This is a genomic window from Enterobacter sp. UPMP2052 (assembly GCF_053709675.1).
On record NZ_JBSKJR010000001.1, the window covers coordinates 263,231 to 288,168 of the forward strand.

General features: G+C 57.9%; 18 protein-coding genes. 10 read left to right on the forward strand and 8 right to left on the reverse strand.

Annotated elements, in window-relative coordinates:
* Positions 1 to 110 precede the first annotated feature (110 nt).
* The 4 genes from tctD to ACWKX3_RS01260 all read left to right on the forward strand — a co-directional run bounded on the left by tctD (position 111) and on the right by ACWKX3_RS01260 (position 4,142).
* Positions 111 to 785 (forward strand): transcriptional regulator TctD, encoded by a 675-nt coding sequence (gene tctD / locus ACWKX3_RS01245; protein WP_101737233.1) that lies wholly within the window; start codon positions 111 to 113, stop codon positions 783 to 785.
* Positions 772 to 2,181 (forward strand): sensor histidine kinase, encoded by a 1,410-nt coding sequence (locus ACWKX3_RS01250; RefSeq protein WP_454541140.1) that lies wholly within the window; start codon positions 772 to 774, stop codon positions 2,179 to 2,181. Before tctD ends, ACWKX3_RS01250 begins: the two co-directional genes overlap by 14 nt.
* Positions 2,182 to 2,308: 127 nt before the next feature.
* On the forward strand, positions 2,309 to 2,848 hold the full coding sequence (locus tag ACWKX3_RS01255; protein ID WP_042320303.1) for a YfaZ family outer membrane protein: 540 nt from the start codon (positions 2,309 to 2,311) through the stop codon (positions 2,846 to 2,848).
* A 94-nt stretch (positions 2,849 to 2,942) separates the two neighbouring features.
* Positions 2,943 to 4,142 (forward strand): nicotinamide mononucleotide deamidase-related protein YfaY, encoded by a 1,200-nt coding sequence (locus ACWKX3_RS01260; RefSeq protein ID WP_058609857.1) that lies wholly within the window; start codon positions 2,943 to 2,945, stop codon positions 4,140 to 4,142.
* Positions 4,143 to 4,175: 33 nt separating this feature from the next.
* Here the strand turns inward: ACWKX3_RS01260 and glpC are convergent, their stop codons facing one another.
* Genes glpC through glpA form a run of 3 tightly spaced genes read right to left on the reverse strand, consistent with a single transcriptional unit; the run spans position 4,176 to position 8,198 of the window.
* Positions 4,176 to 5,366 carry an anaerobic glycerol-3-phosphate dehydrogenase subunit GlpC gene (glpC, locus tag ACWKX3_RS01265; protein WP_454541141.1) on the reverse strand — a complete coding sequence of 397 codons (1,191 nt, stop codon included), beginning with the start codon at positions 5,364 to 5,366 and terminating at the stop codon, positions 4,176 to 4,178.
* Positions 5,363 to 6,580 carry a glycerol-3-phosphate dehydrogenase subunit GlpB gene (gene glpB / locus ACWKX3_RS01270; RefSeq protein ID WP_454541142.1) on the reverse strand — a complete coding sequence of 406 codons (1,218 nt, stop codon included), beginning with the start codon at positions 6,578 to 6,580 and terminating at the stop codon, positions 5,363 to 5,365. Before glpB ends, glpC begins: the two co-directional genes overlap by 4 nt.
* The gene (gene glpA / locus ACWKX3_RS01275; RefSeq protein ID WP_454541143.1) at positions 6,570 to 8,198 is read right to left on the reverse strand and encodes an anaerobic glycerol-3-phosphate dehydrogenase subunit A; all 1,629 of its coding nucleotides are present in this window, start codon (positions 8,196 to 8,198) and stop codon (positions 6,570 to 6,572) included. Before glpA ends, glpB begins: the two co-directional genes overlap by 11 nt.
* Before the next feature lie 251 nt (positions 8,199 to 8,449).
* Here glpA and glpT point away from each other — a divergent pair, with 251 nt between their 5' ends.
* The 4 genes from glpT to ACWKX3_RS01295 all read left to right on the forward strand — a co-directional run bounded on the left by glpT (position 8,450) and on the right by ACWKX3_RS01295 (position 13,538).
* The gene (gene glpT, locus ACWKX3_RS01280; RefSeq protein ID WP_006176478.1) at positions 8,450 to 9,802 is read left to right on the forward strand and encodes a glycerol-3-phosphate transporter; all 1,353 of its coding nucleotides are present in this window, start codon (positions 8,450 to 8,452) and stop codon (positions 9,800 to 9,802) included.
* Between the two features lie 11 nt (positions 9,803 to 9,813).
* Complete coding sequence (gene glpQ / locus ACWKX3_RS01285; protein WP_454541144.1) at positions 9,814 to 10,875, forward strand: glycerophosphodiester phosphodiesterase; 1,062 nt, start codon at positions 9,814 to 9,816, stop codon at positions 10,873 to 10,875.
* A 165-nt stretch (positions 10,876 to 11,040) separates the two neighbouring features.
* On the forward strand, positions 11,041 to 12,582 hold the full coding sequence (locus tag ACWKX3_RS01290; protein ID WP_454541145.1) for a GMC family oxidoreductase: 1,542 nt from the start codon (positions 11,041 to 11,043) through the stop codon (positions 12,580 to 12,582).
* A gap of 29 nt (positions 12,583 to 12,611) precedes the next feature.
* The gene (locus ACWKX3_RS01295) at positions 12,612 to 13,538 is read left to right on the forward strand and encodes a LysR family transcriptional regulator (protein WP_454541146.1); all 927 of its coding nucleotides are present in this window, start codon (positions 12,612 to 12,614) and stop codon (positions 13,536 to 13,538) included.
* A 34-nt stretch (positions 13,539 to 13,572) separates the two neighbouring features.
* Here ACWKX3_RS01295 and yfaE read toward each other — a convergent pair whose 3' ends face one another.
* The 4 genes from yfaE to ubiG all read right to left on the reverse strand — a co-directional run bounded on the left by yfaE (position 13,573) and on the right by ubiG (position 18,404).
* The gene (gene yfaE, locus ACWKX3_RS01300; RefSeq protein ID WP_042320298.1) at positions 13,573 to 13,827 is read right to left on the reverse strand and encodes a class I ribonucleotide reductase maintenance protein YfaE; all 255 of its coding nucleotides are present in this window, start codon (positions 13,825 to 13,827) and stop codon (positions 13,573 to 13,575) included.
* Positions 13,827 to 14,957, reverse strand: coding sequence for a class Ia ribonucleoside-diphosphate reductase subunit beta (gene nrdB, locus ACWKX3_RS01305; protein ID WP_042320295.1), 1,131 nt, complete (start codon positions 14,955 to 14,957; stop codon positions 13,827 to 13,829). The genes yfaE and nrdB overlap by 1 nt, the downstream gene beginning before the upstream one ends.
* A 100-nt stretch (positions 14,958 to 15,057) precedes the next feature.
* Positions 15,058 to 17,343 carry a class 1a ribonucleoside-diphosphate reductase subunit alpha gene (gene nrdA, locus ACWKX3_RS01310; RefSeq protein WP_006176472.1) on the reverse strand — a complete coding sequence of 762 codons (2,286 nt, stop codon included), beginning with the start codon at positions 17,341 to 17,343 and terminating at the stop codon, positions 15,058 to 15,060.
* A 332-nt stretch (positions 17,344 to 17,675) separates the two neighbouring features.
* Positions 17,676 to 18,404 (reverse strand): bifunctional 2-polyprenyl-6-hydroxyphenol methylase/3-demethylubiquinol 3-O-methyltransferase UbiG, encoded by a 729-nt coding sequence (gene ubiG, locus ACWKX3_RS01315; RefSeq protein ID WP_006176471.1) that lies wholly within the window; start codon positions 18,402 to 18,404, stop codon positions 17,676 to 17,678.
* Positions 18,405 to 18,550: 146 nt separating this feature from the next.
* On the opposite strand from ubiG, the gene gyrA reads away from it, so the two are divergent.
* Together gyrA and rcsC are read left to right on the forward strand one after the other, a co-directional pair.
* The gene (gyrA, locus tag ACWKX3_RS01320; RefSeq protein WP_088208022.1) at positions 18,551 to 21,187 is read left to right on the forward strand and encodes a DNA topoisomerase (ATP-hydrolyzing) subunit A; all 2,637 of its coding nucleotides are present in this window, start codon (positions 18,551 to 18,553) and stop codon (positions 21,185 to 21,187) included.
* 140 nt (positions 21,188 to 21,327) lie between these two features.
* Positions 21,328 to 24,174 (forward strand): two-component system sensor histidine kinase RcsC, encoded by a 2,847-nt coding sequence (gene rcsC / locus ACWKX3_RS01325; protein ID WP_454541147.1) that lies wholly within the window; start codon positions 21,328 to 21,330, stop codon positions 24,172 to 24,174.
* 111 nt (positions 24,175 to 24,285) lie between these two features.
* On the opposite strand, the gene rcsB is transcribed toward rcsC, so the two are convergent.
* On the reverse strand, positions 24,286 to 24,936 hold the full coding sequence (gene rcsB, locus ACWKX3_RS01330) for a response regulator transcription factor RcsB (protein WP_006176468.1): 651 nt from the start codon (positions 24,934 to 24,936) through the stop codon (positions 24,286 to 24,288).
* Between the last annotated feature and the right edge of the window lie 2 nt (positions 24,937 to 24,938).

A 24,938-nucleotide genomic window follows, 5' to 3' on the forward strand; every position in this document is an offset into this window, starting at 1 on the left:
GTCTTTTTTCTGATTATGTGAACCACCTTGTAGCGGTTCCGTTGCGTGATTGTTAAAACAATAACCTTTCATTTCCCTTTCACTGCGGCACCAACTTTACAGGATGTGATATGCGTCTCTTACTGGCGGAAGATAATCGTGAGCTGGCTCACTGGCTGGAGAAAGCGCTGGTACAGAACGGTTTTGCCGTGGACTGCGTCAACGACGGACGCGCGGCAGATCACCTTCTGCAGGGCGAAAACTACGCTGTCGCTATTCTTGATATCGGCATGCCCGGCTTCGACGGGCTGGAGGTGGTCCATCGTCTGAGAAAACGCGGGCAGACGCTGCCGGTGCTGTTTCTAACCGCGCGCAGCAACGTGGCAGACAGGGTCAAAGGGCTGAATGCCGGGGCGGATGACTATCTGCCGAAGCCGTTCGAGCTGGAAGAGCTTGATGCGCGCCTGCGCGCGCTGCTGCGTCGAAGTGAAGGGCGGACCCAGGAGCGTCAGCGTCTGGGGGAGCTTGAATACGATGATGAAGGCTTTTTCCTGCTGCGCGATGAACCCCTCTCCCTGACGCCGCGCGAACTCTCTTTACTGAAGGTGCTGATGCACCGCCGGACCCGCCCCGTCTCACGACAGCAATTGTTCGACCAGGTGTTTAGCCTGAACGATGACGTCAGTCCCGAGAGCATCGACCTTTATGTTCATCGCCTGCGTAAGAAACTGACCGGTAGCGGCGTGCGGATCACCACGCTCAGAGGGCTGGGCTACGTGCTGGAGTGCGGCGATGAAGTGGCTTAAGCCGCAGTCGCTTTACCTGCAACTTTTGCTCTTTCTGGGTTTACCGCTGCTGCTGTTATGGGGGTTGTCAGCCTTTAACAGCTACGTCAGTGCACTACAGGCGGCGACGCAGGCCTATGACCGCACGCTGTTATCTTCGGCGCGCACGGTGTCGGAGCGGCTGGAGGTACACAACGGTAAGCTCCAGGTGAACGTCCCCTGGGTGGTGCTCGACAGCTTCGAGCTGAACATGAACGATCGTCTTTACTACAAGGTGGTCGATCCCGACGGTCGGGTGATCTCCGGCTATGACGATCTGCCGAAAATGCCCCCCTCCACGTCGCGCACCCGGCTCTATCCCGCGCTGGCCTGGTTTTACCATACCGAGTATCGCGGGCAGGCGATCCGCGTGGCGAAGCTGCTCCAGCCCGTAAACGAAGACAATGTGGTGGGGATGGCGGAGATCTACGTCGCCGAAACCCTCCAGTCCCGGCGTTATCTGGCGACTCAGCTTCTGTTCTCATCACTCGTGTCCCAGGGACTGTTGGTGCTGCTGACGCTGTTTTTAACCGCCTGGCTGCTGCGCCGCGTGCTGCGCCCGATGCGTCAACTCTCGTCGCTGATGGTCCGCCGTGAGCCAGGGTTGCTGGCCCCGCTGCCGGAGCTGTTGCCCTGGTCTGAAACGCGCCTGCTGATCGTGGCGTTTAACCGTTACATCGATCGGCTGCGCGGTGTGCTGTCGCGACAGGCGCGTTTCAATGCCGATGCCTCTCATCAGCTCAAAACGCCGCTGGCGGTGCTGAAAACCCAGGTTTCCGTTGCCCTGACGCGTAACGATCCGGCGCTGTGGCAGGAGAGCTTGCGGGCGATGAACGTCACCCTGGATAACACCATCGTGCTGACCGAACGGCTGTTACAGCTTTCGGTGGTGAAGCGAAAAGAGCAGGGGGAACGGCAGTTTGCCCCGGTCGATTTGGTGCAGGTGGTGCAAAACTGCTGTTTCTCCCGGCTGGCGCAGGCGCGCAGTAAGGCTATCGATCTGGGTTATGACGGCGTTCAGCAGCCGGTGATGATTGAGGGCGATGACGTGCTGCTGGGCGAACTTTGCGCCAACTTGCTGGAGAACGCGATCAAATACACGCCCGAGCACGGGATCGTGACGGTGTACCTGCGCACGGACAACGGCGCGGTTGAGCTGAGCGTGGAGGACAGCGGGCCGGGGATTGCCGACGATCTCATCCCGCAGGCGTTGCTGCCGTTTCACCGGCTGGATAACGTGGGCGACGCCGCCGGGTCCGGCATTGGGCTGGCGCTGGCAAATGATATTGCCCGCCTGCACCGTAGCCATCTTCAGCTAACGCGCAGCGAAAATCTGGGCGGGCTGAGCGTGAAAATGCGCTTTTTATTGATGGTGTAAATACCGAAATTATCAAATCGTTACAAACTAATTGCCTGACGCACGCAGAGTGCTTGATCCCAAAGACACGCAGGTTAAAATCTCGCGGTTTTGGGACATCTCTAATTATTACGTGCGGGACATGACAATGAAAAAAGTGGCATTTTTGGGCGCAGGCCTGATGTTTGTTTCAGTTGCGGCAAACGCAATTTCCTTTAACGGCTCAGCGGGTCAGGATTACACCCACCTGGGCTTTGGCCTGGGGACGGAAACCTCTGGCCTGGCGATGACGGGCGGCTGGACGCATAACGACGACGACGGCGATGCGGCAAGCCTCGGCCTTGGCCTTAACGTTCCGCTGGGGCCATTCCTGGCAACCGTGGGCGGTAAAGGTATCTACACCAACCCGAACGACGGTGACGAAGGATACGCGGCGGCCGTTGGCGGCGGACTGCAGTGGAAAATTGGCGACAGCTTCGGCCTGTTCGGCGAGTACTACTACTCTCCGGATTCGCTCTCCAGCGGTATCGACAGCTATCAGGAAGCTAACGCCGGTGCACGCTGGACCATCATGCGTCCTGTTACCATCGAAGCAGGCTACCGCTATCTGAACCTGGCCGGTAAAGACGGCAACCGCGACAACGCGCTGGCCGACGGCCCGTACGTGGGCGTGAGCGCAGGCTTCTAATCCCCCCGGCGCGGCGGCCTGCCGCGCCAGTTTATCGCTTCCCCCCTCTCCCAATTGCGCTATAGTGTTTTGACTATTAAAGCGGGAGAACACAATGATTAACGTGGAGATGTTATCCACCGGCGATGAAGTGCTGCATGGTCAAATCATCGATACCAATGCGGCCTGGCTCGCCGATTTATTCTTTGAGCAGGGATTACCGTTAACGCGCCGCAATACGGTAGGCGACAACCTTGAGTCGCTGGTGAACATTCTGCGCGAACGCAGCGAGCACGCTGACGTGCTGATTGTGAACGGCGGCCTTGGCCCAACCGGCGACGATCTTAGCGCGCTGGCCGCCGCCACGGCGAAAGGCGAAGGGCTGGTCCTCCACGAAGCGTGGCTGGCGCAGATGGAGCGCTTTTTCTCCGAGCGCGGTCGCGTCATGGCCCCCAGCAACCGCAAGCAGGCCGAAATCCCCGCTAGCGCCGAGCTGGTGGATAACCCCGTCGGTACCGCCTGTGGCTTTGCCGTTAAGCTTAACCGCTGCCTGATGTTCTTCACGCCGGGCGTGCCGTCTGAATTTAAAGTGATGGTCGAGCAGCAAATCCTGCCGCGCCTGCGCGCGCGTTTCACCCTGCCTGAGCCGCCGCTGTGTCTGCGTCTGACCACCTTTGGCCGCTCTGAAAGCGATCTTGCCCAGAGCCTCGACAGCCTGCCGCTGCCGCCGGGCGTCTCGATGGGCTACCGCTCTTCTATGCCGATTATCGAGCTGAAGCTGACCGGCCCGGCGACGCAAAAGGAGGCCATGCTGGCGCTGTGGCCTGAGGTACAGCGCGTAGCGGGAGAGAGCCTGATCTTTGAGGGAACGGAAGGGCTGCCTGCGCAGATAGCCCGCACCCTGAAGTCGCGTCAGCTGAGCGTCACGCTGAGCGAACAGTTCACCGGCGGGCTTCTGGCGCTGCAGCTTTCACGGGCGGATGCGCCGCTTCTGGCCAGTGAAGTGGTGCCGTTCCAGCAGGAAACGCTGGCGCAGACCGCGCGCTGGGCGTCGGAGCGCAGGGTTAAGCATTTCGCCGGGCTGGCGCTGGCCGTCGGCGGCGTGGAGGGCGAGCACCTTAATTTTGCCCTCGCGACGCCGGAAGGAACCCATGCGCTGCAGGTAAAAATGAGTATCACCCGCCACAGCCAGGCGGTGCGTCAGGAGGTGTGTGCCATGATGGCGCTCAACATGCTGCGACGCTGGCTGAACGGCAAACCGGTCGCCAGCGAGCATGGCTGGATCAATGTGGTTGATTCCCTGTTTGTTGAGTAACGAATGTGCCGGGGCAAACCGCCCCGGCATCGCTTAGCCCAGCGCGTTTGCCAGCAGGGTGATGGGATGGTCGCAGCGTTTGCTGGTGGACATTTCAATCTGCCATTTGCAGGTTTCGCAGTCGGTCACTACCAGGTCGGCTCCGCTCTCCTCTATCTGCCTGAACAGCGGCGCGCCAATTGCCTGCGACGTGTCGTAATTTTCACGCTTAAATCCGTAGGTGCCTGCTATCCCGCAGCAGCGCGAATCCAGCACCGTCAGCTCCAGCCCCGGGATCAGCCGCAGCAGCTCCAGGGTATATAGCGACCAGCCCATCTTTTCCATATGACACGGCGTGTGATACACCACCTTCAGCGGCAGGGTGCCCAGCGGTAAGGTCTTCCCGCTGTCCAGCATGCGCCACAAAAACCGCGTTGCCAGTTCAATATGGTCGCGCAGATCGGTGTTATCCACGTCCAGCAGGTGAGGGTACTCGTCGCGCAGGGTGAAGGTGCAGGTAGACGAGGTGGCCAGGACCGGTATGCCTTTCCCGACGATCGCGTCGCGCAGGGAGGTGACGTTGCTGCGGGCCTGCCTGCGCGCTTTATCCGTAAAGCCGTTGGCAATCAGCGGCACGCCGCAGCATTTTTCCTTGCTGAGGAGCTGCACACCCGTGCCCATCGCGTTCAGCACTTTCAGCAGGTCTTTTCCCAACTGCGGGTGGTTGTAATTCACGTAGCAGCCGTGGAAGAACGCCACCTGCTCGGCAAAGCGGGCCTGCTCTGCCGCCACCGATTTGTACCAGCGACGGAAGGTGCCGTGGGCGTATTTCGGCAGGCTGCGGTGGTGGTCAATTTTCAGCGTCGCGTCGAGCAGCCGGCGTACCGGTTTCAGGGAGGTGGCGGCATTCACCAGCGGCGCGAAGGGCGTGGAAACGCTGCCCATCAGGTCGGTATGGCTGAGGATCGCATCGCGCAGCGTCGGTTTTTGCGTGCTGTACTGCGCCCGGGCGCGCTGGATGATGTCGCCGATTTTGACGTCTGACGGACAGGCCACCTCGCAGCGCTTGCAGTTAATGCAGTATTTCAGCGCATCATCGTAGAGTGCGGCGTCTTTCAGACGCAAGCGCTCGCCGTCAGGCCCGGCCTGTTTTGGGCCGGGATAACGCGGGTTCACGCCGCTGACCGGGCAGACCGTGGTGCACACCGTGCATTTTATGCAGCTTTCGAAACGGCTATCGCTCATTGTTCTGCCTCCGTGCGTTGAATTATCTGCTCTGCGGCATGAAGCGCCGTGATCGCACACACGCCGCCGCCGCAGCCCTGGGCAATCGGATCATAGCCGCCCAGAATCGAGCCGATGGCGTAGAGGCCGTTAAGCGACCGGCCGCTGAGCTGCGGGTGCAGCTGGTTATCGACAATCACGCCAAACTGCTGCCAGGGCTGCGGCGTAAAGAAATCACTCTGATACCAGTCCGAACGGGAGGCGCTCTGCCGGACATCCAGCCCCAGAATGGCTTCGCGGATCCCCTCGCGGGTACTCAGTAAGCCGTTACTGAAGAAGCTGCCGCTGGCCAGTACCACGGCGCGTGCGCGCAGCGGAATGTCGCCGTGGTTTCGCGTCCACACCTTGCTGACATCGCTATCAGACAGCGTGATCTTTTTCACCTCGTCACCCGCCATCCACACGCCGCCCTGGGCAATAAATTTTTGCTTAAGCTGCGTGTGCAGCCGAATACCCGGTACGGAAGGGGGAAGGGTCGGCAGCAAGCCGAGCGTGCACGGCAGACGGTCCGACAGCCAGCGCCAGAGTCGATTGTCGGTGAGGCCAAAGCACGCAGGCATCAACAGGGCGTCACACTGTTCGGCGAGCGGCCTGAGCGCGTCATACAGCAGCGGCCAGTTATCGTCGTTATCCAGCAGCCGCGCGATATTCACTGCCCGAAACTCGCTGGGGTTTTCGCGCAGCACGTCCAGTTCGGGAAGGTCTATTTCCGCCGCCGTCGCGTTAATACCGCGCTGACAGAGCGAGGCCGCCGCCAGGTGCGGCTGAAAATCAAGAAAACCGCCAATCCCCACCACCATTACGCGTTCTGCGCTGAACGGGGCGACAGGAACTTCTTCCGGGCTGAGCCACGCGGAACGCAGGGTGCCGAGCGGCGTCACGCGCTGGTGATTTTTCTCAGCGCTGCCCTGCATCCGCGCGCCACAGGCGCTCAGCAGCCTTTCGGTTTCCTGCGCCAGGCGGGCAATGTTGTGCTCGCCGATCAGGCTGTAGGGATGCTCAGGCGCAAGTGCGCCGCGACAGGCATCGTCGAGGAGATCCAGCGATCCGGAAGAGAAGTGCAAAGCGCTCTGCCCGCGGGTGACGATGGCGCAGCGCAGACCACGTTGCGTGAGCGTGATCCCGCACAGCAGCCCTGCCAGCCCGCCGCCGACAATAACGGTATTAAATTTCATTATGTGGCTCCTTCTCCAGGCCGCAAAGTCCCTGATAAACCCAGCGGGTAAACTCGCTTTCGCGCAGGGCATCGCCCCAGGCAACGGGCTGAATGCCTTTCCAGCGTTCATTGAGGAAATCGCTGAGCTGGGTCAGGGACTGCGTTGAGGTGGTGGCGTGAAAGCGTTGCAGCAGCCCGGCGGCGCGACAGGCGCAAAGCTCGCCCTGACAGGTACCCATGCCGACGCGCGTGCGGCGGCGAAGATCGAGCAGCGTATTGACCGTCAGATTCTCGACGGCATATTGCACCTCGCCTGCGGTCACCGCTTCGCACTCGCACACCAGGCTGCGGCTAAGCCGCCCCTCGCCAAGCCACTGCGGGGTTCTGTCGCCGTGGCGATAAACGGCGGAGCCGCGCAGCGGAGCGGGCAGAGAGATGATTTTCTGCAGCGTTTTCTCGGTGGACTGACGCGATCCGGGCAGGGGCTGTTCTGCCGTGACGCACGGCGTTGTGTTACCGAGTTTGCGGCAGACCGCATCCGTGGCCCACTCCGCCATCAGGCGGTAGGTCATAAGCTTGCCGCCGGTAATGGTGATAAAACCCTCCATGCCGTCACGTTGGGCATGATCGAGCAGGACGATCCCCCGGCTAACGTTGCGCCCGCTTGGGTCGTTATCGCTGGCGACCAGCGGTCGCACACCCGCATAGGCGCGCAGAATGCGGGTTTGCGCCATCACCGGAGCCAGTTTCTCGCCTTCGCGCAGCAGAATATCCACCTCTTCGGCCGTTACCCGGTTAACGTCAATCTCGCTGTAATCGACGTGGGTGGAGGTGGTGCCGATAAGCGAAATGGTGTCGCCCGGCACCAGAATATCGGCGTCGGAAGGTTTACGACAGCGGTTGATGACGTGGTTGTTGATGCGATGGTCGAGGATCAGCAGCGAACCTTTTGCCGGGAACATGCGGATGGATAAGTCGGCGTATTCCGCGATGCGTTGCCCCCAGATCCCCGCTGCATTGATAACCACGGCGGCGTACAGTTCGCTGCGCTCGTTATATTGCGGGTCGAACACCCGCACGCCGCGCACTGTGTTGCCTTCGCGAATAAGCCCGGTGACCTCATGCCCGGTCAGAATGCGTGCGCCGTGTTCCCGGGCGTCCAGCATATTTGCGGCGGTCAGGCGAAACGGATCGACCGTGCCGTCGGGGACTTTCACCGCGCCGGTGAGCGCCGGGTTGACAGACGGCTCCAGCCGACGCGCCAGCGCCGGGTCGATGGCGTCGGTCTGGATCCCTGCGGCCGTGCAGGCGGAAATAAAGGTTTGCTGAAACGCGAGATCGTCTTCGGGAAGGGTAATGAACAGTCCGTTGGTTGGCTCGATGCAGTGGCGGGCGATGCGTTTCAGGATCTGATTTTCCGCAATACACTCCCGGGCTGACTCACCGTCGGTCACCGCGTACCGCGCGCCGCTGTGCAGCAGGCCGTGGTTGCGGCCTGTGGCACCTGTCGCAATATCATGGCGCTCCAGCAGGGTCACGCTCAGGCCACGCAGGGCACAGTCGCGGGCGATGCCGGCCCCGGTTGCGCCGCCGCCAATGATTATCACATCGCTGTAGCGAGGATCGAGAACCGTCATTGTCTTCCCTCTATGTTCGTTTTTTTATCATTTAGCCACACTGAAAATGTGGTTTGTTTGATTTCGAACATAAACGCGCGTTATTCGAAAGTGAAACGTGATTCCATGCGCTTTTTTGCGCATTCTGTCATATTTCTGTAACAATCTGTGCGTTGATTCACAGTAACAATCACCGTGATTTCTTAACATCGCCGCCTCTGGAATCGGGTGCGAGGCACCTTCTCATTCATTACAAGGCCACGGAGGCTGTCATGCTCAGTATCTTTAAACCTGCGCCGCATCGGGCGCGTCTGCCAGAGGCAGAGATAGATCCGCTTTACCGCCGTCTGCGTTGGCAAATCTTCCTGGGGATTTTCTTCGGGTACGCGGCGTATTATCTGGTACGTAAAAACTTCGCGCTCGCCATGCCGTATCTGGTGGAGCAGGGTTTCTCCCGCGGTGATTTAGGGTTTGCGCTCTCGGGGATCTCTATCGCCTACGGGTTTTCCAAATTCATTATGGGGTCGGTGTCGGATCGCTCGAATCCGCGCGTGTTCCTGCCAGCCGGTTTGATTCTGGCGGCTGCGGTGATGTTGTTTATGGGCTTTGTACCGTGGGCGACGTCCAGTATTGCGATTATGTTTGTGCTGCTGTTCCTCTGCGGCTGGTTCCAGGGGATGGGCTGGCCGCCGTGCGGACGCACCATGGTGCACTGGTGGTCGCAGAAAGAGCGTGGCGGAATTGTGTCGGTCTGGAACTGCGCGCATAACGTGGGCGGCGGTATTCCTCCGCTGCTGTTCCTGCTCGGGATGGCATGGTTCAACGACTGGAAAGCCGCCCTTTACATGCCGGCTTTTGGCGCGATCGTAGTGGCGATTATCGCCTTCGCCCTGATGCGCGATACGCCGCAGTCCTGCGGCCTGCCGCCAATTGAAGAGTACAAAAACGATTATCCGGACGACTACAGCGAACAGCATGAAGAGGAGCTGACGGCCAAACAGATCTTCATGAAGTACGTGCTGCCCAACAAACTGCTGTGGTACATCGCGGTAGCCAACGTTTTCGTTTACCTGCTGCGTTACGGCATCCTCGACTGGTCGCCAACCTACCTGAAAGAGGTGAAACACTTCGCGCTGGATAAATCGTCCTGGGCCTACTTCCTGTATGAATACGCGGGTATCCCGGGCACGCTGATTTGTGGCTGGATGTCGGACAAGGTCTTCCGCGGCAACCGTGGTGCAACGGGCGTGTTCTTTATGACCCTGGTGACCATCGCCACCGTCGTTTACTGGCTTAACCCGCCGGGCAACCCGGGCGTGGACATGGCCTGTATGATTGTGATCGGCTTCCTGATCTACGGTCCGGTGATGCTGATTGGCCTGCATGCCCTTGAGCTGGCACCGAAAAAAGCGGCAGGGACGGCGGCAGGCTTTACCGGCCTGTTTGGCTACCTTGGTGGCTCGGTCGCCGCAAGCGCCATTGTCGGCTATACCGTTGACTTCTTCGGCTGGGATGGCGGCTTCATGGTCATGATTGGCGGTAGCGTACTGGCGGTACTGCTGCTGATTGTTGTCATGATTGGTGAAAAACGTCATCACGCCGAAATACAGGCACGTCGTCAATAAGGAGCATTACGATGAAACTGACTCAACTCGCTACCGGCCTGCTGCTGGCCAGTGTCATGACAGGCTCGGCGCTGGCGGCAGATAAGATTGTCATTGCTCACCGTGGTGCCAGCGGCTATCTGCCCGAGCATACGCTGCCCGCGAAAGCGATGGCTTACGCGCAGGGGGCGGATTACCTTGAGCAGGATCTGGTGATGACCAGGGACGATCATCTGGTCGTCCTGCATGACCACTATCTTGACCGCGTCACAGATGTCGCCGACCGTTTTCCCGACCGTGCCCGCAAGGACGGCCGTTATTACGCCATCGACTTCACGCTTGACGAGATCCGCTCGCTGAAATTTACCGAAGGCTTCGAGATTGAAAACGGCAAGAAGGTGCAGGTCTATCCGGGGCGTTTCCCGATGGGCAAGTCCGACTTCCGCATTCATACCTTTGAAGAGGAAATCGAATTTGTTCAGGGGCTTAACCACTCTACCGGTAAAAACATAGGTATCTACCCGGAGATCAAAGCGCCGTGGTTCCATCATCAGGAAGGGAAGGACATTGCGGCGAAAACGCTGGATGTGCTGAAGCAGTACGGCTACACCAGTAAGAAGGATAAGGTCTACCTCCAGTGCTTTGATGCGGCTGAACTCAAGCGCATCAAAAACGAGCTGGAACCGAAGCGGGGGATGGATCTCAACCTGGTGCAGCTGATTGCCTATACCGACTGGAATGAAACGCAGGAGAAACAGCCGGACGGCAAGTGGGTTAACTACAACTACGACTGGATGTTTAAGCCGGGCGCGATGAAGCAGATTGCGCAGTACGCCGACGGCATCGGGCCGGATTACCACATGCTGGTGGCGGAAGGCTCCACGCCGGGGCACATCACCTTCACGGCGATGGTGAAAGAGGCGCACGCCAGCAAGATGCAGGTGCATCCTTACACGGTACGTGCAGACCAGTTGCCGGACTATGCGACGGATGTGAATCAGCTTTATGACGTGCTGTATAACCAGGCGGGCGTCGACGGGTTGTTTACGGATTTCACGGATAAAGCAGTGCAGTTCCTGCGAACGTCTCAGTAACGCGTTGCACTGACATGGACCCGCTTCGGCGGGTCTTTTTTTGTTCTTGTTTTATGAACGCCGGTTCGCGTTTGGCGCTCTGTTCAGCGCGGTTGGCCTCACATATTCTCCTTTTATACCCCGGCGTGGCTGTTTTCTGCCGGTAGCGCGACAGAGGAGAAAGAGATGAGTGCAACGACAGCCGGTATCAACGATGTTTGGGACGTGATAGTGGTCGGGGGCGGTTCAGGCGGTGCGGTGGTGGCTGCAAGGCTAAGTGAAAATCCGGACCGGCGCGTGCTGCTGCTGGAAGCGGGGCCGGCCTTTGCGCCAGATGAGTATCCCCCCGAGCTGTCGATGAGTCACCGCGTGGGCGGTGGCGACTATGTCTGGGAGCGAGGCACGGCGACCGGAACCGATCACACCGCAGAGCATCTCCGCGCAAGGGTATTGGGCGGCGGATCGGCGATCAATGCCGGGGCCTTCGTCAGGGCCCCCAGGTCTGATTTCGATCGCTGGGTAAAGCGCGGCCTGACGGACTGGTCTTTCGATAAGGTCTTACCCTGGTTCAAGGCGCTGGAGAGCGCCGATTATGGCGACGATGACTGGCACGGGCGTCACGGACCTGTACCGGTCAGGCTGCCGACGCTGGCATCGCTGAGCCCCGCCAGCCAGGCGTTTTATCACGCCTGCCGTGCACATGGTTTTGCGGAAATTGCAGACGTGAACGGGCCGCATCAGCACGGTATTGCCCTCTATCCGCTCAATGTCGTGAACGGCGTCAGGCAGAACACCGGCATGGTTTATCTCAACGCGCAGGTTCGCGCCAGGCCTAATCTGGAAATCGCAGGCATGGCGGTGGTCGACAAAGTTCTGTTGAATAAAGGCCGCGTCGAGGGCGTGCAACTGGCTGAGGGCAACCGCCTGTTTGCCGATACGGTGTTCCTGTGCGCTGGCGCGGCGGGAACGCCCGCTATACTGCTCCGCTCGGGCGTGGGGCCAGGGAGTGATTTGCGCCAGCTTGATATTCCCGTCTGCCAGGATTTACCTGTAGGGCTGAATCTGCAGGAGCAGCCGGTGAACGGTATTATGCTCGGCACGCTGCCGCCGCAGAGCGACAGCCCACCCATCGGCGCGACGCTCTGGACCCGTTCCACCCTGGCGGAACCCGGTGAGCTGGATATTTACATCAGTAATAACCATTTCGTTGATCCGGCGCTGTTTCCGCAAGGGTCAGGCTTTCAGCTGTTTTATACCGTTTCACGCCCCTGGTCGCGCGGGACGCTGACGCTCACCAGCCTTAACCCGCTGCTGAAGCCGAACATCGATCTCAATCTGCTGGACGATGAGCGGGACGTCGCGCGTATGCTGGAGGCGTTGGAACTGTCGCGCGCGCTGGTGGAGGAAACACCGTTGCGCGAGCTGGTTACCGGGGAATTTCCCGCCGTGAAGGGCGGAAAGCTGGCGGTCACGAAGTCGCAAAAGGTGAAAGAGCAGTACGCAACGGTCAAGAGCAATCTTCACCTCTCCGCCACGGCGCCGATGGGGCTGGAGAGCGATCCGCAGGCCGTTGTGGATCAGCAGGGGCGGGTGTTGGGTACCCAGGGACTTTATGTTGCCGATGCGTCAATTTTCCCGGACGTGCCCTCTCAGGCCACCAACCCGGATGTGATCATGGCAGCAGAATATATCGCCAGCCGTTTCGCCGCCTCCGCCAGTGGGCCATAGTAAAAGGACGTGCCCGAACGGAATACCTGATGAACAAATTCGTGGAGATGAGCACCTTTATCGCGGTGGTGGACGCGCTGAGCGTTGTCGGCGCGTCGCAAAAGCTGGGGACAACGAAATCGGTGGTTAGCCAGCGTATCAAGGGGCTGGAGAAGCGCCTGGGCGTAAGCCTGCTGGAGCGCGGGCCGAGCCTGAGTCTCACGGAACAGGGGCTATTGTTCTACCGCGAATGCGTACGCATTCTGGATGAGGTAAGCCTTGCGGAAGAGGCGGTGACGCCAGGGCGAACCGACGTCTGTGGCAGGCTGCGAATGACCACTTCGCACACCTTTATGTGTACGCACCTGTCGCCCATTCTGGCCGATTTCGCCGCGCGCTATCCGCAGATCGCGCTGGATATCGTCACTGAAGATCGGCATATCAATATGCATCAGCCCGGCTTTGACGTGGCGATCCGCCTTGGCACACTGCCGGATTCCACCCTGATTGCCCGGCATCTGGCGCGTAACCTGACCTATTTATGCGCCAGCCCGGCCTATCTCCAGCGTTGTGGCACGCCGCTGCATCCAGAGGAACTGGCGCACCACGACGGGCTACTGTACAGCCACCGCGCGCCGGGCGGGGTCTGGCAGCTTGTTCATCAGGGGGAGGTTCAGCCATGGCGCGTCCGCAGTCGTCTGCGTTCGGATAACGCCTTCAGCCTGCTGGCAGCTGCAAAGGCCGGATTGGGTATTATGCTGTTGCCGCTTTTTTTAGGCGCAGAGGCCGTTGAAAAAGGTGAACTGCAGGTGATACTGCCCGAGTGGCGTCCGGATGGTGGGAATATTGTTGCCCTGTATCGCAAAACGCGTCGGGATTCACCGGTGATACAGGCTTTAGTGAACTGCATTGGAGAACATCTGGGCGCGGAGCCAGAATGGGAAAGACGATTGCGCCTGAATGGACAACTGCCCTGATGCCCTCTCCCACAGGAAAAGGGTATCAGGGACGTTACATCTCGATCTCAATATCGCCTTTTGCCCGGCAGCAGCAGGGCAAAATTTCCCCTTCGCTGATAAAGGCCAGCGGTTCGGTCAGCCAGTCCACCTGGCCTGCGACCAGGCGACAGCGGCACGAGCCGCAATAGCCTTCCCGACACTGATACTCAACCTCAACCTGATGCGCCTCAAGGGCGACCAACAGGGAAGGGTGCTCTTCCCGACACAGGACTTCTGTGCCGGTAAGGCGTAGCGTCACCCGGCTCATCAGAGCTGGAAGTCGCTCAGGTCGTCGGTGTTGACTTCAGAATCAATCTGACCGACCAGGTAAGAGCTGACTTCCACTTCCTGAGGCGCGACCTGCACGTTATCGGACACCAGCCAGGTGTTGATCCACGGGATAGGGTTTGAGCGTGTCTGGAACGGCAGATCAAGACCCACCGCCTGCATACGGATGTTGGTGATGTACTCAACGTACTGACACAGGATGTCCTTGTTCAGACCAATCATGGAGCCGTCGCGGAACAGGTAATCTGCCCACTCTTTCTCCTGCTGTGCGGCCTGCACGAACAGGTCGTAGCACTCCTGTTTGCACTCTTCGGCGATAGCCGCCATTTCCGGGTCGTCCGTACCGCTGCGCAGCAGGTTCAGCATGTGCTGGGTACCGGTCAGGTGCAGGGCTTCGTCACGGGCGATCAGACGAATAATTTTGGCGTTGCCTTCCATCAGCTTGCGCTCGGCAAAGGCGAAGGAGCAGGCGAAGCTGACGTAGAAGCGGATCGCTTCCAGCGCGTTAACGCTCATCAGGCACAGATACAGCTGCTTTTTCAGCGCGCGCAGGTTCACGGTGACAGTTCTGCCGTTCACGTTGTGGGTGCCTTCGCCCAGCAGATGCCAGTAGCTGGTCATCTCAATCAGCTCGTCGTAGTAGTGCGCGATGCCTTCGGCACGCTTCTGGATCTGCTCGTTGGTGACGATATCGTCAAACACCACCGCCGGATCGTTCACGATATTGCGGATGATATGGGTGTACGAGCGGGAGTGGATCGTTTCGGAGAACGCCCAGGTCTCAACCCAGGTTTCCAGCTCCGGAATGGAGATCAGCGGCAGCAGCGCCACGTTCGGGCTACGGCCCTGAATGGAGTCCAGCAGCGTCTGATACTTCAGGTTGCTAAGGAAGATATGCTTTTCGTGTTCCGGCAGGGCCTGGAAATCGATACGGTCGCGAGAGACGTCAACTTCTTCCGGGCGCCAGAAAAAGGAGAGTTGCTTTTCAATCAGCTTTTCGAAGATGTCATATTTTTGCTGATCGTAGCGTGCCACGTTGACCGGCTGGCCGAAGAACATGGGCTCTTTGAGCTGGTCGTTTTTCGTCTGTGAAAAGGTGGTATATGCCATTGCGGTGAGTCCTGTTGAGATTTTATTGCCCGGCGGCACTGCGTTTGCCGGGCCTACAAAACCGTAGGCCGGGTAAGCGTAGCGCCACCCGGCGAAGTGCTTAGATCTTACATGCGCCGCTTTCGCAGCCATCGTCCTGAATTGACGGCACCATATCGTCCTGCGCGTCTTCTGCACCGTCACGGGTGTTGTGATAGTACAGGGTCTTCACGCCAAATTTATAGGCGGTGAGCAGGTCTTTCAGCAGTTGCTGCATCGGAACCTTGCCAGACGGGAAGCGCGTCGGGTCATAGTTGGTATTCGCCGAGATCGACTGGTCGATAAACTTCTGCATGATACCCACCAGCTGCAGGTAACCGTCGTTGTTCGGCATTTCCCACAGCAGTTCGTAGTTGTTGCCCAGCGTCTCGTAATCGGGTACGACCTGGCGCAGCACGCCGTCTTTCGACGCTTTGATGCTGACGTGGCCGCGCGGTGGCTCGATGCCGTTGGTGGCGTTAGAGATCTGCGAAGAGGTCTCGGACGGCATCAGGGCAGAGAGCGTGGAGTTACGCAGGCCGTGAGTCTTGATGGACTCGCGCAGGCCTTCCCAGTCCAGGTGCAGCGGTTCGCTGACGATCCCGTCCAGGTCTTTCTTATAAGTGTCGATCGGCAGAATGCCTTTCGCATAGGTGGTTTCGTTGAACCACGGGCACGCGCCTTGCTCTTTTGCCAGCTCGTTGGAGGCTTTCATCAGGTAATACTGAATAGCTTCAAACGTCTGGTGCGTCAGGTTGTTGGCGCTGCCGTCGGAGTAACGCTTACCGTTTTTCGCCAGCCAGTAGGCGAAGTTAATCACGCCAATCCCCAGGGTACGACGACCCATCGCGCCGCGTTTGGCCGCCGGGATTGGGTAGTCCTGATAGTCGAGCAGGGCGTCGAGTGCGCGAACCGCCAGCACCGCCAGCTCTTCCAGCTCGTCCAGGCTCTTAATCGCGCCCAGGTTGAAGGCAGACAGCGTACACAGCGCGATTTCACCGTTCTCATCGTTCACGTCATTGAGCGGTTTGGTCGGCAGGGCGATCTCCAGACACAGGTTGGACTGGCGTACCGGCGCAACAACCGGATCGAACGGGCTGTGGGTGTTGCAGTGGTCAACGTTCTGGATGTAGATACGGCCAGTAGAGGCACGTTCCTGCATCATCAGCGAGAACAGGTCGACGGCCTTCACGCGCTGCTTGCGAATGCTCTCGTCTTTTTCGTATTTGGTGTACAGACGCTCGAACTCGTCCTGATCGGCAAAGAACGCGTCGTACAGGCCCGGTACGTCGGACGGGCTGAACAGGGTGATATCTTCACCTTTCAGCAGACGGGTGTACATCAGCTTGTTGATCTGCACGCCGTAGTCCATGTGGCGCACGCGGTTGCCTTCCACGCCACGGTTGTTTTTCAGCACCAGCAGGCTTTCCACTTCCAGGTGCCACATCGGGTAGAACAGGGTGGCTGCACCGCCGCGAACGCCGCCCTGAGAGCAGGATTTCACCGCGGTCTGGAAATGCTTGTAGAACGGGATACAGCCGGTGTGGAACGCTTCACCACCGCGAATCGGGCTACCCAGCGCACGGATACGACCCGCGTTGATGCCGATACCGGCGCGCTGGGAGACGTATTTTACGATTGCGCTGGAGGTCGCGTTGATGGAATCCAGGCTGTCACCGCACTCGATCAGCACGCAGGAGCTGAACTGGCGGGTTGGCGTACGTACGCCGGACATGATTGGCGTTGGCAGCGAAATCTTGAACGTCGAGACCGCATCGTAAAAACGCTTCACGTATTCCAGACGGGTGTCACGCGGGTAGTTAGAGAACAGGCAGGCGGCCACCAGAATGTAGAGGAACTGGGCGCTCTCATAGATTTCACCGGTCACACGGTTCTGAACCAGGTATTTGCCTTCGAGCTGCTTCACCGCCGCGTAGGAGAAGTTCATGTCGCGCCAGTGATCGATAAACCCGTTCATCTGCTCGAACTCTTCTTCCGTATAGTCTTCGAGCAGATGCGTATCGTATTTGCCCAGTTCAACCATTTTTACGACGTGATCGTACAGCTTCGGCGGCTCAAACTGGCCGTAGGCTTTTTTACGCAGATGGAAAATGGCCAGACGTGCTGCAAGGTACTGATAGTCCGGTGCGTCGCGGGAGATGAGATCTGCCGCTGCTTTAATAATGGTTTCGTGGATATCAGACGTTTTGATGCCGTCGTAGAACTGGATGTGTGAGCGCAGTTCAACCTGGGAGATAGATACGTTATTCAGCCCTTCTGCTGCCCAGTCGAGAACTCGATGGATTTTGTCCAGATTGATACGCTCGGTAGTACCGTCGCGCTTTGTCACCAGCAGACTCTGATTCATGTGGGTTTTACCTGTCCGTGAAATAAAAAAATATCCCCCGCTTATCCACAGGAGTCTGTGGATAAATACTACATATAGGGGTTTTACGATAAGATTAACGCAAGATGGTGAGTATTCTAGTAGCGAATCATTTCAGTACAAGAGTTGATTTTGAGGTTAAATTGAGGTTGTGAAAGGGTAAAAAAGCCTAAGTCCTCGTATCGTAAGGCCTGGACGACATGTCAATATTTCAGAAAAAAAATCTAAAATTTGATCGAGTGCTGATTTCTTCAACGAGTGGTCAAAATTGCGCAACGAATGTCGCGCAATCTTTATAAGAAGTTCGTATGACGTTAGCTATTTTTTGCCGTAGTGTGCAACATATAGTTAACATCCACACCCGGGGCGAGTTTGAACTTGTCGGTTAACGGGTTGTAATGCAGGCCGGTAATGTGCTGCTCCTTGAGCCACGTCTGGTCCACCCAGCCCAGCAGTTCAGCAGGCTTGATGAACTTCTTCACGTCGTGCGTGCCTTTCGGCACCATCCGCAGGACATACTCCGCGCCGACCACGGCCATCAGCCAGGCCTTGCCGTTACGGTTGATGGTGGAAAAGAACACCTGGCCGCCCGGTTTCACCAGCTTCGCACAGGCGTTGACGACCGACTGCGGATCGGGAACGTGCTCCAGCATCTCCATGCAGGTCACCACGTCGTACTGGTGCGCATGTTCTGCCGCGTGCGCTTCTACCGTTTCCTGCACATATTCTACCTGCACGCCCGATTCCAGCGCGTGCAGACGCGCCACCTGCAGTGGCTCAAAGCCCATATCGAGGCCGGTCACGGTGGCCCCTTCACGCGCCATGCTTTCTGCCAGGATCCCGCCGCCGCAGCCGACGTCGAGCACCTTTTTACCGAACAGACCGCCGGAACGCTCCGCGATATAGCCCAGACGCAGCGGGTTGATGCGATGCAGAGGTTTAAACTCACCTTCGAGATCCCACCAGCGGGACGCCACGGCTTCAAATTTGGCAATCTCTTCGTGGTCAACGTTGTGAGCTACCGGGGATTTTTCGGCATTCATGGGCGCTTTTACTCCTTATTTAGCAAGACAAAGGAGTATATCAGGCAATCCCCGTGAATAAAGCGTATTGCTTTACCTCAATCACCGTGGCTGTGTTATAATTTGCGACCTTTGAATCCGGGATACAGTAGAGGGATAGCGGTTAGATGAGCGACCTTGCGAGAGAAATTACACCGGTTAACATCGAGGAAGAGCTGAAGAGCTCCTATCTGGACTATGCGATGTCGGTCATTGTTGGCCGTGCGCTGCCGGACGTCCGCGATGGCCTGAAGCCGGTACACCGTCGCGTACTATACGCCATGAACGTATTGGGCAATGACTGGAATAAAGCCTATAAAAAATCTGCCCGTGTCGTGGGTGATGTCATCGGTAAATATCACCCGCATGGTGATACCGCCGTTTATGACACCATCGTTCGTATGGCGCAGCCATTCTCCTTGCGTTACATGCTGGTAGATGGTCAGGGTAACTTTGGTTCTGTTGACGGCGACTCCGCGGCGGCGATGCGTTATACGGAAATCCGTATGTCGAAAATCGCTCACGAGCTGATGGCCGACCTGGAAAAAGAGACCGTTGATTTCGTCGATAACTACGACGGCACTGAGCGAATCCCAGATGTTATGCCAACCAAGATCCCGAACCTGTTAGTTAACGGGTCATCCGGTATCGCGGTGGGCATGGCAACCAATATTCCGCCACACAACATCACGGAAGTGATTAACGGCTGCCTGGCCTATATCGATGATGAAGAGATCAGCATTGAAGGGCTGATGGAACACATCCCGGGGCCAGACTTCCCGACGGCAGCGATCATCAACGGCCGTCGCGGTATTGAAGAAGCGTACCGCACCGGTCGCGGCAAGATTTACATCCGTGCCCGCGCCGAAGTGGAAGCCGACGCCAAAACCGGCCGTGAAACCATCATTGTTCACGAGATCCCGTATCAGGTGAACAAGGCGCGTTTGATTGAAAAAATCGCCGAGCTGGTAAAAGAAAAACGCGTTGAAGGCATCAGCGCGCTGCGTGACGAGTCTGATAAAGACGGGATGCGCATCGTGATTGAAATCAAACGCGACGCGGTGGGTGAAGTGGTGCTGAACAACCTCTACTCCCAGACTCAGCTGCAGGTCTCCTTCGGTATCAACATGGTTGCACTGCACCATGGTCAGCCGAAGATCATGAACCTGAAAGAGATCCTGAGCGCGTTTGTGCGTCACCGTCGTGAAGTGGTGACCCGCCGTACGATCTTCGAACTGCGTAAAGCCCGCGACCGTGCGCACATCCTTGAAGCACTGGCCGTCGCGCTGGCAAACATCGACCCGATTATCGAGCTGATCCGCCGCGCACCAACCCCTGCTGAAGCGAAAGCCGCGTTAGTGGCACAGCCGTGGGCGCTGGGCAACGTGTCTGCGATGTTGGAGCGTGCCGGTGATGACGCCGCGCGTCCTGAATGGCTGGAACCTGAATTCGGCGTGCGTGACGGTCAGTACTACCTGACTGAACAGCAGGCCCAGGCGATTCTGGATCTGCGTCTGCAGAAACTGACCGGCCTTGAGCACGAAAAACTGCTCGACGAGTACAAAGAGCTGCTGGAACAGATTGCTGAGCTGCTGCACATCCTGGGCAGCGCCGATCGCCTGATGGAAGTGATCCGCGAAGAGCTGGAGCTGGTCCGCGACCAGTTTGGCGACGAGCGCCGCACCGAAATCACCGCGAACAGCTCTGATATCAACATCGAAGACCTGATCAACCGCGAAGACGTGGTGGTCACCCTGTCTCACCAGGGCTATGTGAAGTATCAGCCGCTCACCGACTACGAAGCACAGCGTCGTGGCGGTAAAGGCAAATCTGCCGCACGTATCAAAGAAGAAGACTTTATCGACCGCCTGCTGGTGGCCAACACCCATGACACCATCCTCTGCTTCTCAAGCCGGGGTCGTCTGTACTGGATGAAAGTGTATCAGCTGCCGGAAGCGAGCCGCGGCGCGCGTGGTCGTCCGATCGTCAACCTGCTGCCGCTGGAAGCGAATGAACGTATCACCGCGATCCTGCCGGTGCGCGAGTACGAAGAGGGCGTTAACGTCTTTATGGCGACCGCCAGCGGTACCGTGAAGAAAACGGCGCTGACCGAGTTCAGCCGTCCGCGTTCTGCCGGTATCATCGCCGTCAACCTCAACGAAGGCGACGAACTGATTGGCGTGGATCTGACCTCCGGTTCTGACGAAGTGATGTTGTTCTCTGCCGCCGGTAAAGTGGTGCGCTTTAAAGAGAACGCGGTGCGCGCAATGGGTCGTACCGCGACCGGCGTTCGCGGGATCAAACTGGCGGGGGAAGACGCCGTGGTTTCCCTGATCGTTCCACGTGGCGAAGGCGCAATCCTGACCGTCACGCAGAACGGTTACGGTAAGCGTACGGCAGAAAGCGAATACCCGACCAAGTCTCGCGGCACGCAGGGCGTTATCTCCATCAAAGTGACCGAGCGTAACGGTTCCGTTGTGGGCGCGGTGCAGGTAGACGATGCTGACCAGATCATGATGATCACCGATGCCGGTACGCTGGTGCGTACACGCGTGTCTGAGATCAGCGTGGTAGGGCGTAACACCCAGGGCGTTATCCTTATCCGTACTGCGGAAGATGAAAACGTGGTGGGTCTGCAGCGCGTTGCTGAGCCAGTTGATGACGAAGAGCTTGACTCTATCGACGGTACCGTAGCGGAAGGCGATGATGACATCGCGCCGGAAGCCGAGTCCGACGATGATGCTGCGGATGACGCAGACGAGTAATCATCACCTGATGTGAAGAAAAGGGCCGGTTTCCGGCCCTTTTGTTTTGCAGTTGCAGATAACTGAACGTTGCGGCATGGCGCGTTTACCGCTACCTTAACCACATTCTTTTTTGACCCCGATGGCGGAGCCTCGCCCCTTTGAAATACCTTGTCTCCTTTCGTACTACGCTGAAAGTCTCTCGTTATCTGTTTCGGGCGCTGGCACTGTTGCTGTGGCTGCTGGTGGCGTTGATCTCGGTCTTTTATATTGTTAACGCGCTTAACCAGAAAGAAGCTGAAATTCGCCAGGAGTTCAGTATCAGCTCCGATCAGGCCCAGCGTTACATTCAGCGAACGTCGGATGTAATGAAGGAGCTGAAATACATTGCTGAAAATCGCCTGACGGCGGAAAACGGCATCATGGCTATCCGTGGACGCAAAGATAAAACGGAAGTGCCCAATTTCGAGCCACTGTTCCCGGACTCAGACTGCTCCGCGATGGGTAACACCTGGCGCGGTTCACTCGAATCCCTTGCCTGGTTTATGCGCTACTGGCGCGATAATTTTTCCGCCGCCTACGATCTGAACCGCGTGTTCCTGATCGGCAGCGAAAACCTCTGCATGGCCGACTTTGGCCTGCGTGATATGCCCGTCGAACGGGATGATGCGCTGAAAAGCTTGCATGAACGAATCGTTAAGTACCGCAATGCGCCTCAGGAAGAGCGCGGCAATAACATCTTCTGGATAAGCCAGGGGCCGCGCATGGGCGTCGGCTATTTCTATGCCCTTACCCCCGTTTACCTGGCTAACCGCCTGCAGGCGCTGCTGGGAACGGAACAAACCATCCGTATGGAAAACTTCTTCACGCCGGGCAGCCTGCCGATGGGCGTGACCATTCTGGATGAAAACGGCCATACGCTGATTTCGCTGACCGGGCCGGAGAGCCGCTTAAAAATCGATCCGCACTGGATGCAGGAGCGCTCGTGGTTTGGCTACACCTCGGGCTTCCGCGAGCTGGTGCTCAAGAAAAGTTTACCGCCGTCCTCGCTCAGCATCGTCTACTCGGTGCCTGTTGATATGGTGCTTGAGCGGATCCGTATCCTGATCCTCAATGCCATCCTGCTGAACGTGCTGGTCGGCGTCGCGCTGTTCATGCTGGCGCGGATGTACGAGCGCCGGATATTTATCCCTGCCGAGAGTGATGCCCAGCGTCTGGAAGAGCACGAGCAGTTCAACCGCAAGATTGTCGCCTCTGCGCCGGTGGGGATCTGTATTCTGCGCACCCAGGATGGCACCAACATCCTCAGCAATGAGCTGGCACATAACTACCTCAACATGCTGACCCACGAAGACCGGCAGCGGCTGACGCAGATCATCTGCGGTCAGCAGGTTAACTTTGTCGACGTGCTGACCAGCACCCACACTAACCTGCAGATCAGCTTTGTGCACTCGCGCTACCGTAATGAAAACGTGGCGATCTGCGTGCTGGTGGATGTCTCTGCGCGCGTGAAAATGGAAGAGTCGTTGCAGGAGATGGCGCAGGCGGCGGAGCAGGCCAGCCAGTCGAAGTCGATGTTCCTTGCCACCGTCAGCCATGAGTTGCGCACCCCGCTTTACGGCATTATCGGTAACCTCGATCTGTTGCAGACCAAGGAGTTACCGAAAGGGGTCGACAGGCTGGTCACGGCCATGAACAACTCCTCAAGTCTGCTGTTGAAAATCATCAGCGACATTCTCGACTTCTCGAAAATTGAGTCCGAGCAGCTCAAAATCGAGCCGCGGGAGTTCTCCCCGCGCGAGGTGATGAACCACATCAGCGCGAACTACATGCCGCTGGTGGTGCGTAAACAGCTGGGGCTGTACTGCTTTATTGAGCCTGACGTGCCGCTGACGCTGCATGGCGACCCGATGCGCCTGCAGCAGGTCATCTCGAACCTGCTTAGCAACGCGATTAAATTCACCGACACGGGCTGTATTGTGCTGCATGTCTGCCTCGTTGGCGACTATTTGACCATCCGCGTGCGCGATACGGGCGTCGGGATCCCGGCGAAAGAAGTAGTGCGCCTGTTTGATCCCTTCTTCCAGGTGGGAACCGGAGTACAGCGCAACTTCCAGGGCACCGGGCTGGGGCTGGCGATTTGCGAAAAACTGATCAGCATGATGGACGGCGATATCTCCGTGGATACCGAACCGGGCATGGGGAGCCAGTTTACCATTCGTATTCCGCTCTACTCGGCGCAGTATCCGGCCAAACCGATGCTGGACGGCCTGAGCGGTAAACGCTGCTGGCTGGCCGTCAATAACGCATCGCTGAACGAATACCTCAGATCCTTGTTAAGCAGTAACGGCATCGAGGTATCTCTCTACGAAGGGCAAAACCCGGATGCGGACGACATGCTGATTGCGGATGACCCGCCGGAGCAGCCGTGGCAGGGCAGGGGCGCGGTGATCTTCTGTCGACGTCATATCGGCATACCCGTTGAGCGCGCGCCCGGCGAGTGGGTGCACAGCGTGGCTACGCCGCACGAGCTGTTAGCCTTGCTGGCGCGCATTTACAGCATCCAGCTGGACGACGGGGATAACGCATCGGCGCTGCCTTCTCCTGAGTCGCTGGCCTCGCTGAATGACGACATGATGATCCTGGTGGTGGATGACCATCCAATTAACCGTCGCCTTCTGGCTGACCAACTCGGCTCGCTGGGGTATCAGTGCAAAACGGCGAACGATGGCGTCGATGCGCTTAACGTTCTCAGCAAAAACCATATTGATATCGTGCTGAGCGACGTGAACATGCCGAATATGGACGGGTATCGCCTGACGCAGCGCATTCGTCAGCTTGGCCTGACGCTGCCAGTGGTAGGCGTGACGGCAAACGCCCTGGCGGAAGAGAAACAGCGCTGTCTTGAGTCGGGTATGGACAGCTGCCTGTCAAAACCGGTGACGCTGGACGTGCTGAAGCAGACGTTGTCGGTGTATGCAGACAGGGTCAGGAAAACGAGAGTATAAAAAAAGGCCCGTAAGGGCCTTTTTATTTGCCCGGCGGCGCTGCGCTTGCGCGGGCCTACGGGTTCTGTGTGCCGGGTAAGCGCGAGCGCCACCCGGCACAGGCAGCGGAGATCAATCCTTGTCCGACGCGCTCAGCGTAACGGAAGAGAGATAGTTCAGCAGGGCGATATCGTTATCCACACCCAGCTTCATCATCGCGGATTTTTTCTGGCTACTGATGGTTTTAATGCTGCGGTTCAGCTTCTTGGCAATCTCGGTGACCAGGAAACCTTCAGCGAACAGACGCAGAACTTCACTCTCTTTCGGTGACAGGCGTTTGTCACCGTAGCCACCCGCGCTGATTTTCTCCAGCAGACGGGATACGCTCTCAGGGGTGAACTTCTTGCCTTTCTGCAGCGCGGCGAGCGCTTTCGGCAGGTCGGTAGGCGCACCTTGCTTCAGCACAATCCCTTCAATATCCAGATCCAACACCGCGCTCAGGATAGCCGGGTTGTTGTTCATGGTCAGAACGATAATGGAGATGTCAGGGAAGTGACGTTTAATATATTTGATGAGCGTAATCCCATCACCGTATTTGTCCCCAGGCATGGAGAGATCGGTGATGAGGACGTGTGCATCAAGCTTTGGGAGGTTATTGATCAGTGCTGTAGAGTCTTCAAATTCACCGACTACATTCACCCACTCGATCTGTTCAAGCGATTTGCGAATACCGAACAGTACAATCGGATGGTCATCGGCAATAATTACGTTCATATTGTTCATGT